Annotated in this window: 9 protein-coding genes; 1 reads left to right on the top strand and 8 read right to left on the bottom strand. The window is 62.7% G+C overall.

Annotation, left to right across the window (positions count from 1 at the left end; all coding sequences use genetic code 11):
• Positions 1-171: 171 nt before the first annotated feature.
• Positions 172-495 (bottom strand): TfoX/Sxy family protein, encoded by a 324-nt coding sequence (locus AC0L15_RS31320; RefSeq protein WP_287247495.1) that lies wholly within the window; start codon positions 493-495, stop codon positions 172-174.
• A 90-nt stretch (positions 496-585) separates the two neighbouring features.
• Between AC0L15_RS31320 and AC0L15_RS31315 the strand changes: the two genes are divergently transcribed.
• Positions 586-1,083, top strand: coding sequence for a GFA family protein (locus AC0L15_RS31315; protein ID WP_287247497.1), 498 nt, complete (start codon positions 586-588; stop codon positions 1,081-1,083).
• A 132-nt stretch (positions 1,084-1,215) separates the two neighbouring features.
• On the opposite strand, the gene sufA is transcribed toward AC0L15_RS31315, so the two are convergent.
• From sufA to AC0L15_RS31280, 7 genes are all read right to left on the bottom strand, one after another.
• Entirely contained in the window at positions 1,216-1,596 is a 381-nt protein-coding gene (gene sufA / locus AC0L15_RS31310; RefSeq protein WP_287061847.1) for a Fe-S cluster assembly scaffold SufA, read from the bottom strand.
• A gap of 89 nt (positions 1,597-1,685) precedes the next feature.
• Positions 1,686-2,078, bottom strand: coding sequence for an SUF system Fe-S cluster assembly protein (locus AC0L15_RS31305; protein WP_027154153.1), 393 nt, complete (start codon positions 2,076-2,078; stop codon positions 1,686-1,688).
• 5 nt (positions 2,079-2,083) lie between these two features.
• Complete coding sequence (locus AC0L15_RS31300) at positions 2,084-3,325, bottom strand: cysteine desulfurase (protein ID WP_287247498.1); 1,242 nt, start codon at positions 3,323-3,325, stop codon at positions 2,084-2,086.
• Between the two features lie 189 nt (positions 3,326-3,514).
• Positions 3,515-4,783: a Fe-S cluster assembly protein SufD gene (sufD, locus tag AC0L15_RS31295; protein ID WP_287247500.1), complete on the bottom strand. Its 1,269-nt coding sequence runs from the start codon at positions 4,781-4,783 to the stop codon at positions 3,515-3,517.
• 43 nt (positions 4,784-4,826) lie between these two features.
• Positions 4,827-5,582, bottom strand: coding sequence for a Fe-S cluster assembly ATPase SufC (gene sufC / locus AC0L15_RS31290; RefSeq protein WP_023798289.1), 756 nt, complete (start codon positions 5,580-5,582; stop codon positions 4,827-4,829).
• A 30-nt stretch (positions 5,583-5,612) separates the two neighbouring features.
• Positions 5,613-7,130 carry a Fe-S cluster assembly protein SufB gene (gene sufB, locus AC0L15_RS31285; protein ID WP_023798290.1) on the bottom strand — a complete coding sequence of 506 codons (1,518 nt, stop codon included), beginning with the start codon at positions 7,128-7,130 and terminating at the stop codon, positions 5,613-5,615.
• A 187-nt stretch (positions 7,131-7,317) separates the two neighbouring features.
• Positions 7,318-8,485, bottom strand: a 1,168-nt coding sequence (locus AC0L15_RS31280; RefSeq protein ID WP_473498147.1) for a cysteine desulfurase family protein, incomplete at its 5' end; no start/stop codon positions are given.

Below are 8,485 nucleotides of genomic sequence, written 5' to 3'. Positions count from 1 at the left end.
CCGCGCGGGGCGCCCCCCCCCCCCCCCCCCCCGCCGGCCCCCCCCCCCCGCCCCGGCGGGGTGGTGGGGGGGGGCCCCCCCCCCCCCCCCCCCCCCCCCCCCCCCCCCCCCGGGGGAGGGGCGGCGCCAACCTGGAGCGATTGTCTTTAGCTGAGTGGCTAGCGGACACACCTATTTGCCGGCACGCAGCCCCGCCTCATAGGCCAGGCGTCCCCAGACCGCTATCTCATCCGGATCGTCGAAGGCGCTGTCGGGAACGCTCCAATACGGCATCGACACCAGCTTGCCGTGCCGCGACCCCGTATAGGTCCATTGCCGGCAGCCGGCCGCCTCGAATTCGGGCGCGCTTTCCGCATCGGCTTTCAGCATCAATTCGTCACGAATGACGATGGCGACGATCACGCCGTCGAAATAGATGCCCTTGCCGCCGAACATCTTGCGAATGCTGACCGGTCCGAGGCCTTCGAAAAGTTCGGCAATGCGTTCATTGTCCATGCCGCGATCATGTCACCCGGATTTCCCCTTGTCATCGCCGCAGCCGGCACCATCCTGACAAGTTGAAAGCCAATTTCGTCGGAGTTTTTCATGCCGCTTCTGCTCAAAGGGTCCTGCCGGTGCAATGCCGTCCGCTTCGAGGTGGAAAGCCACACCCCGGTGCCGTTCATGCTGTGCTACTGCTCGATCTGCCGCAAGCAGCAGGGCGGCGGTGGCTTTGCCATCAATCTCGGTGCCGATTTCGAGACGCTGAAAATCAAGGGCAAGCGCCATCTTGGCGTCTACCAGGCCAAGATCGAGGACGACGAGCATCCGCAATGCGAGATCTCGTCAGGCGAGCGGAATTTCTGCAAAAAATGTGGTTCGGCACTGTGGCTCTATGACCGGACCTGGCCGGAACTGGTCCACCCCTTCGCCTCGGCGATCGACACAGACCTGCCGAAACCGCCTGAAAAGGTGCACCTCATGCTGAAATACAAGGCGAACTGGGTCGAGCCCGAAATCGGCAAAGACGACAGGGTCTTCGACGTCTATCCCGAGGAATCGATCGCAGACTGGCACAAACGAACGGGAATGTGGGTGGATTAGCATTTCTTCGCCCCGTTTACGGGTAGGAGATGCCGGCAGGCAGATGAGGGCGGCGCAACCATCACAGGGCCGGCGCTGCCCCTCATCCGGCCCTTCGGGCCACCTTCTCCCCGTAAACGGGGAGAAGGGAAATCAGGCCGATGCGCGCGCCTCGGCCAGGGCCTTCAGATCGGCCGGCTTGAGCTCCACCGATTCGCCGCAGCCGCAGGCCGAGCTCTGGTTCGGGTTGCGGAAGGTGAAGCCGGTGCGCAGCGTCGTCTGCTCGAAATCCATCTCGGTGCCGAACAGGAAAAGCGCTGCCTCAGGCGCGACATAGACATGGGCGCCGTCGCGCTCGATATGATCGTCCTTGGTGTTGGGCTCGGTCACCAGATCGACCGTATATTCCATGCCGGCGCAGCCGCCCTTCTTGATGCCAAGGCGAATGCCATGCGCATTCTCACGGGTCGCGACGATCTCGCGAACCCGATCGGCAGCCTTTGCGGTCATCGTGATGACGGCGAAGCGTCCCATTCTTTTTCTCCGCGTTCGCGCAGGTTCAAGGCCTGCGGAATGAGTCTTCACCTAAAATGGTGAAGTTTTCTGCCTGGCGCAAGTGCGCCTCAATACCAGCCCACCGCGACCTGCGCCTCTTCCGACATGCGGTCGGGCGACCAGGGCGGATCGAAGGTCATGTTGACCTCGACGCCGGAAACGCCTTCGACGGCGCCGACGGCATTTTCCACCCAGCCCGGCATTTCGCCGGCCACCGGGCAGCCCGGCGCGGTCAGGGTCATGTCGATCTTGACCGAGCGGTCGTCCTCGATGTCGATCTTGTAGATCAGGCCGAGCTCATAGATGTCGGCCGGGATTTCCGGGTCGTAGACCGTCTTCAGCGCCGAAACGATGTCGTCGGTCAGCCGTGCCAGTTCGTCGGCGGGAATGGCCGAGGCGGAAACCACCTCATTGGTTACCGTTTCCGACGTGGTCTCAGCGGTGTGGCCTGCATCATCCATGATCGTCATCCGAAGAACGTTCGCGCTTTTTCGAGCGCATCGGCCAAAGCGTCGACTTCGGCTCTGGTGTTATACATGCCGAACGATGCCCTGCATGTGGAGGTTACGCCAAAACGTTTCAACAGCGGCTGGGCGCAATGGGTGCCGGCACGGACGGCGACGCCTTGCCTGTCGATCACCATCGACACGTCGTGGGCATGAATGCCTTGCAGCTCGAAGGAGATGATGGCGCCCTTGTCAGGCGCATCGCCGAAGATGCGCAGCGAATTGATGGCGCGCAGCCGCTGATGGGCATAATCCCTGAGATCGGCCTCGTGGGCGGCGATGCGCTCGCGGCCGATCTTTTCCATATATTCGAGCGCCGCACCCAGCCCGATCGCCTGGACGATCGGCGGCGTGCCTGCCTCGAAACGGTGCGGCGGATCGTTGTAGGTGACGATCTCTTGCGTCACCTCCTCAATCATCTCGCCGCCGCCCATGAACGGGCGCATGCGCTCCAGCATTTCCTTCTTGCCATAGAGCACGCCGATGCCCGAGGGCCCATAAACCTTGTGGCCGGTGAAGACGAAGAAATCGCAGTCGAGGTCCTGCACGTCGATCGGCATGTGCACGGCGCTCTGGCTGCCGTCGACCAGCACCGGAATGCCGCGCGCATGCGCGATGCGGACGATCTCCTTGATCGGCGTCACGGTGCCCAGCGCATTCGACATGTGCGTGATGGCGACCAGTTTTGTGCGGTCGGTCAGCCGTTTCTCGAACGCCTCGATGTGGAAGATGCCGAGATCGTCGACCGGCACCCAGACCAGCTTCGCGCCCTGCCGCTCGCGGATGAAATGCCACGGCACGATGTTGGAATGGTGTTCCATGATCGACAGGACTATTTCATCGCCCTCGCCGATATTGGGCATGCCATAACCATAAGCAACGGTGTTGATCGCCGCGGTCGTGTTCGAGGTGAAGACGATGTTGTCGGTATCAGGCGCGTTCAGAAATCCTTGCACAATCTTGCGCGCGTTCTCAAAGGCGTCGGTCGCGGCATTCGACAGGAAATGCAGCCCGCGATGGACGTTGGCATATTCCTGGGCGTAGGCGTGCTGGATGGCGTCGAGCACGGCCTGCGGCTTCTGCGCCGAGGCGCCGTTGTCGAGATAGACCAGCGGTTTGCCGTAGACTTCCCGCGACAGGATCGGAAAGTCGCGGCGGATCGCCTCGACATCGTAGGGGATGTTTTCGACTTTCTGGTCCATCTCGAAGTCCTTGCTACGCCGCGTTCCTTCCAGCACCCCTCATCCGTCTTGGCGCTACGCGCCAATCCACCTTCTCCCACAAGGGGAGAAGGAGAGGCGCTCTTCCTTCTCCCCTTGTGGGAGAAGGTGGCCGAGCGGAGCTCGGTCGGATGAGGGGTGTTGGCCGAAGCGCCAAACCCTCTCCCACTGTCACCCGTGCGCCGCGAACCAGCCGTCGAGCCTCGTTTCCAGCGCCTCGACGATCGCTTCGTCGTCGAGTTCCTCGATCACCTCGGCGACGAACGCCTTGACCAGCAGGCCACGAGCGGCCTTCTCGTCGATGCCGCGCGCCATCAGGTAGAACAAGTGGCTATGATCGATCTCGGTGACGGTGGCGCCGTGGCCGCAAACGACGTCGTCGGCGAAGATTTCGAGCTCAGGCTTGGTCGAGAACTCGCCGTCATCCGACAGAAGCAGCGTGTTGCAGGCCATCTTGGCGTTGGTCTTCTGCGCGTATTGGTGGACGTTGATGCGCCCCTGGAAGACGCCGCGCGCTCTTCCCGTCACCACGTTGCGGATCACTTCCGTCGAAGCCGTGTGCGGCACCGCATGGTCGAGCACCATGGTCACGTCGGTATGGGTATCACCAGCAAGCAGGTTGATGCCGCGCAGCGTGAAATCGGCGCCTTCGCCTGTCGTTCTGACCACGATCTCCTGGCGCACCAGCTTGCCGCCGGCATTCATCACGAACAGCGTCAGCTTCGCATTTTTGCCAAGATGCGCCTTGAACTGGGCAAGATGCGTCGCTGTATCCGGCTGCTCCTGCACGATCAGCCAGGTCACCTCGGCGCCCTCGTCAAGCAGAAGCTGGCTGACCGAACTGACGAGTGCGGCGCCCTCGCCCGCCTGGCGCTCGACGATCACGGCCTTGGCGCCGGCGCCGACGCGGACGCTGAGGCGGACATGCGTCTGGCCGCCGGCCTGCAGGTTCTGCAGTTCGATCGGCTTGTCCAACTCGGTGCCGTCGGCAATGTCGACAAAATAGCCGTCGGCAACGAAAGCGGTGTTCAGCGCGCCGATGGCATCGTCGGCGCCATAGAGGTCGAGGCCCGGTGCGATGCTGCCGTCGGTCAGCTTCTCCGACAGGCGCTGCACGGCGATGCCCTCAATTTCAGGCATTTTCGCACTCGACACGCCGTTGAGCACCGGCAGGACAGCGGATCCTTCGACGACAGGCGCAATGGCTTTTGGGGCGGCTGCGGGATCGAAATCCGGAACCGAAGTCAATAGGCGGCGCAGGTCGGTGTAGTGCCAGGATTCGATGCGCCGCGTCGGCAGGCCGCTCTTAATCGCCTCGATGGCGTCGTCGCGCTTCAGCATCACCGTGCCGTCGCCGGGCAGCAACGACAGCCGGTCGCTGAAGACGTCGATCAGCGCCGTTTCGGCCGGCGTTCGCTGGGGTGTCGTATGTATGTTCATCGGTCTCGCCTTGTTTGGCTTGCCTTCTTGGCCTTCTGGCATCTCACGCAGCTTGGCCGATCACGCCGGCATAGCCATTGGCCTCGAGGTCGAGCGCCAGCGACTTGTCGCCCGACTTGACCACCTGGCCTCTGTACAGCACGTGCACGCTATCCGGCACGATGTACTGAAGCAGGCGCTGGTAGTGGGTGATGATGACGATGGCGCGGTCCGGCGCGCGCAACGCGTTGACGCCTTCCGAAACGATCTTCAGCGCATCGATGTCGAGACCTGAGTCTGTCTCGTCGAGCACGCACAGCTTTGGCTCCAGAAGCTTCATCTGCAGGATCTCGGCGCGCTTCTTCTCGCCGCCGGAAAAGCCGACATTGAGCGGCCGCTTCAGCATCGCCATGTCCATGTCGAGCAAGGCGGCGGCATCCTTCACGCGCTTCAGGAATTCCGGGATCTTCAGCGGCTCCTCGCCGCGGGCCTTGCGCTGCTCGTTCATCGCCACTTTCAGGAATTCCATCGTCGCCACACCGGGTATCTCCATCGGATACTGGAAGGCGAGAAAAATGCCTGATGTGGCGCGCTCGGCCGGGTCCATTTCGAGGATCGACTGGCCGTTGTAGAGAATGTCGCCTTCGGTCACCTCATAATCCTCGCGCCCGGCGAGGATGTAGGACAGCGTCGATTTTCCCGAGCCGTTCGGCCCCATGATGGCGGCGACCTCGCCGGCTTTCACCGTCAGGTTCAGGCCGCGGATGATCTCGGTGCCGTCATCGACGATGCGAGCATGCAAATTTCTGATTTCAAGCATTTTTTCTTTTCCTGAAAATTTTCGGTCCGGTCAGCCGACCGAGCCCTCGAGGCTGATCCCAATCAGCTTCTGCGCCTCGACCGCGAATTCCATCGGCAGTTGCTGGATGACGTCCTTGACGAAGCCGTTGACGATCAGCGCGATCGCCTCTTCTTCGGGAATGCCGCGCTGCATGACGTAGAATTTCTGGTCCTCGGAAATCTTCGACGTCGTCGCCTCATGCTCGAACTGCGCGGTTGCGTTCTTGGCTTCCATGTAGGGCACGGTGTGGGCGCCGCACTGGTCGCCGATCAGCAGCGAGTCGCAGTTGGTGAAGTTGCGGGCGTTGGTCGCCTTGCGGTGCGCCGAGACCTGGCCGCGATAGGTGTTCTGCGAGAAGCCGGCGGCGATGCCCTTGGAGATGATGCGGCTCGACGTGTTCTTGCCGAGATGGATCATCTTGGTGCCGCTGTCGACCTGCTGGTAGCCGTTCGACACGGCGATCGAATAGAACTCGCCGCTGGAATCGTCACCGCGCAGGATGCAGCTCGGATATTTCCAGGTGATCGCCGAGCCGGTCTCGACCTGCGTCCATGAAATCTTCGAACGGTGGCCGCGGCAGTCGCCGCGCTTGGTGACGAAATTGTAGATGCCGCCCTTGCCTTCGGCGTCGCCGGGGTACCAGTTCTGCACCGTCGAGTATTTGATCTCGGCATCGTCGAGCGCGATCAGTTCGACAACCGCAGCGTGAAGCTGGTTCTCGTCGCGCTGCGGCGCCGTGCAGCCTTCGAGATAGGAGACGTAGGCCCCTTCCTCGGCGATGATCAGCGTGCGCTCGAACTGGCCGGTGTTCTTCTCGTTCATGCGGAAATAGGTCGACAGTTCCATCGGGCAGCGCACGCCCTTGGGCACGAAGACGAAAGAACCGTCGGTGAACACCGCCGAATTCAGCGTGGCGTAGAAATTGTCCGAGGTCGGCACGACCGAGCCGAGATACTTCTTCACCAGATCCGGGTGCTCGCGGATGGCTTCCGAGATCGAGCAGAAGATGACGCCGGCCTGCGCCAGCTCCTTCTTGAAGGTGGTGACGACGGACACGGAATCGAACACGGCGTCGACGGCGACGCGGCCCGACTTGTAGACATTGTCGCTGGCTTCCTCGAGTTCCGACGCGTCGGTCTTCTGCACACCGGCGAGGATCTCCTGTTCCCTCAGCGGGATGCCGAGCTTTTCATAGACCCTCAACAGTTCGGGGTCGACGTCGCTCAGCGATGTCGGCCCTGGCGTGCTCTTGGGCGCCGCATAATAGTAAAGGTCCTGGAAATCGATCTTCGGATAATGGACGCGCGCCCATTTCGGCTCGTCCAGCGTCACCCAGCGCCGATAGGCTTCCAGACGCCATTCCAGCATCCAGGACGGCTCGTCCTTCTTCGCCGAAATGAAGCGGATAATGTCTTCACTCAGGCCCTTTGGGGCCTTGTCCATCGCGATTTCGGTCTGGAATCCGTATTTGTATTGGTCGACGTCGATCTTTCGAACCCGATCGATCGTGTCCTGCACAGCAGGCATCAGCGTTCTCCATCCACGCCGGGGTCAAGGCCCGGCAGTTTTCAAACTATGGCACCGCGAAACCAGTACCCGCGAGGCACCTGAGGCGGCGTAAGTTCCATATAGTGCGTCCCTGCCGGGAATTCACCCGGCCACCATGAAACGCACGGCTCTACCAGGCCAAAAAGCCTGCGTTTGTTTGCCGCGCTCAGGCGGCTTCTTCCCTGCCTGCGCGGCGTGAGGCAATGCCGGCCAGCGCAGTGCGGAACAGTTCGATGTCCTGCGCGCTCGTTGCGTGGCCGATGGACACGCGCAAAGCGCCAAGGCTGTCATTGTATCCCATGGCTTTCAGCACATGGCTCGGGCCGACCTTGCCCGACGAACAGGCGGAACCGGCCGACAGCGCCACGCCGGCGAGGTCGAAGGCGATCTGCGCCGTCTCGGCCTTGATGCCCGCAATAGCGAAGAATGTCGTGTTGGCAAGCCTCGGCGCGCCGGTTCCGAAGATTTCCGCATCCGGCACCAGCGTTTTCACGATCGCCTCGATCTCATCGCGGCGGCTGCCGACTGCATCGATGCGCTTCAGTCCGATCAGGGCCTCCCGCGCCGCCGCGCCAAAACCGGCGATCGCGGCCAGGTTTTCGGTGCCGCCACGATGACCCTTTTCCTGGCCACCGCCTGATATCAAGGGCCTGGGCATCATCAGGTCCGAGGCGGCGATAATGGCGCCAACGCCCTTGGGACCGCCGATCTTGTGCGAAGACAGAATCAAGTAATCGGCATAACCCGCTGACATATTGAGCGGAATGCGACCGGCTGCCTGCACGGCGTCGACGACCAGGACGCCGCCTGCCGCCTTGACGATTTCGGCGATGCGCTCGACCGGCTGGATGACGCCGGTCTCGTTGTTGGCGGCATGGATCGCCACCAGAGGCAGGCCGTCCGCCTTGTCATGACGGCCAAGTGCCGCCGCCAGCGCGTCCAGCCTGACAATGCCGTCGGCGTCGACGCCGATGCGTGTTACCCGGGCTGCCGGAAAGCGCCCGCCGTTCAGCACACAAGGATGATCGGCTTCGCAGACATAGAGCCGGCTCATGCGGACAGTGCCGCGCCCCATCTGCCAATCCGGCGTCAGCAGCGTCGAGGCGGCTTCCGTCGCACCGGAGGTGAACACGACATGCTCGGCGCCGGCGTTGACCAGCAGCGCCACATCGCGCCTTGCATTCTCGATCAGCCGCCGTGCGGCACGACCTTCGGCATGGACCGACGACGGGTTGCCGGCAGTATCGAGCGCGGCAATCATTGCCGCGGGGGGCCGGGGGGGGCGGGGGGCCGGGGGCGGGTTGTGGTGAGGAGGGGGGGGGGCGGGGCGGGTT

The sequence above is a fragment of the Mesorhizobium sp. WSM4846 genome, from assembly GCF_055811415.1.
This window is presented reverse-complemented; position numbering and strand designations above follow the sequence as displayed.

Excerpts from the sequence above, each read along its gene's own strand:
- AC0L15_RS31320 (WP_287247495.1), bottom strand. The coding sequence starts at position 495 with ATGGACAATGAACGCATTGCCGAACTTTTCGAAGGCCTCGGACCGGTC.
- AC0L15_RS31315 (WP_287247497.1), top strand. The coding sequence starts at position 586 with ATGCCGCTTCTGCTCAAAGGGTCCTGCCGGTGCAATGCCGTCCGCTTC.
- sufA (WP_287061847.1), bottom strand. The coding sequence starts at position 1,596 with ATGGGACGCTTCGCCGTCATCACGATGACCGCAAAGGCTGCCGATCGG.
- AC0L15_RS31305 (WP_027154153.1), bottom strand. The coding sequence starts at position 2,078 with ATGGATGATGCAGGCCACACCGCTGAGACCACGTCGGAAACGGTAACC.
- AC0L15_RS31300 (WP_287247498.1), bottom strand. The coding sequence starts at position 3,325 with ATGGACCAGAAAGTCGAAAACATCCCCTACGATGTCGAGGCGATCCGC.
- sufD (WP_287247500.1), bottom strand. The coding sequence starts at position 4,783 with ATGAACATACATACGACACCCCAGCGAACGCCGGCCGAAACGGCGCTG.
- sufC (WP_023798289.1), bottom strand. The coding sequence starts at position 5,582 with ATGCTTGAAATCAGAAATTTGCATGCTCGCATCGTCGATGACGGCACC.
- sufB (WP_023798290.1), bottom strand. The coding sequence starts at position 7,130 with ATGCCTGCTGTGCAGGACACGATCGATCGGGTTCGAAAGATCGACGTC.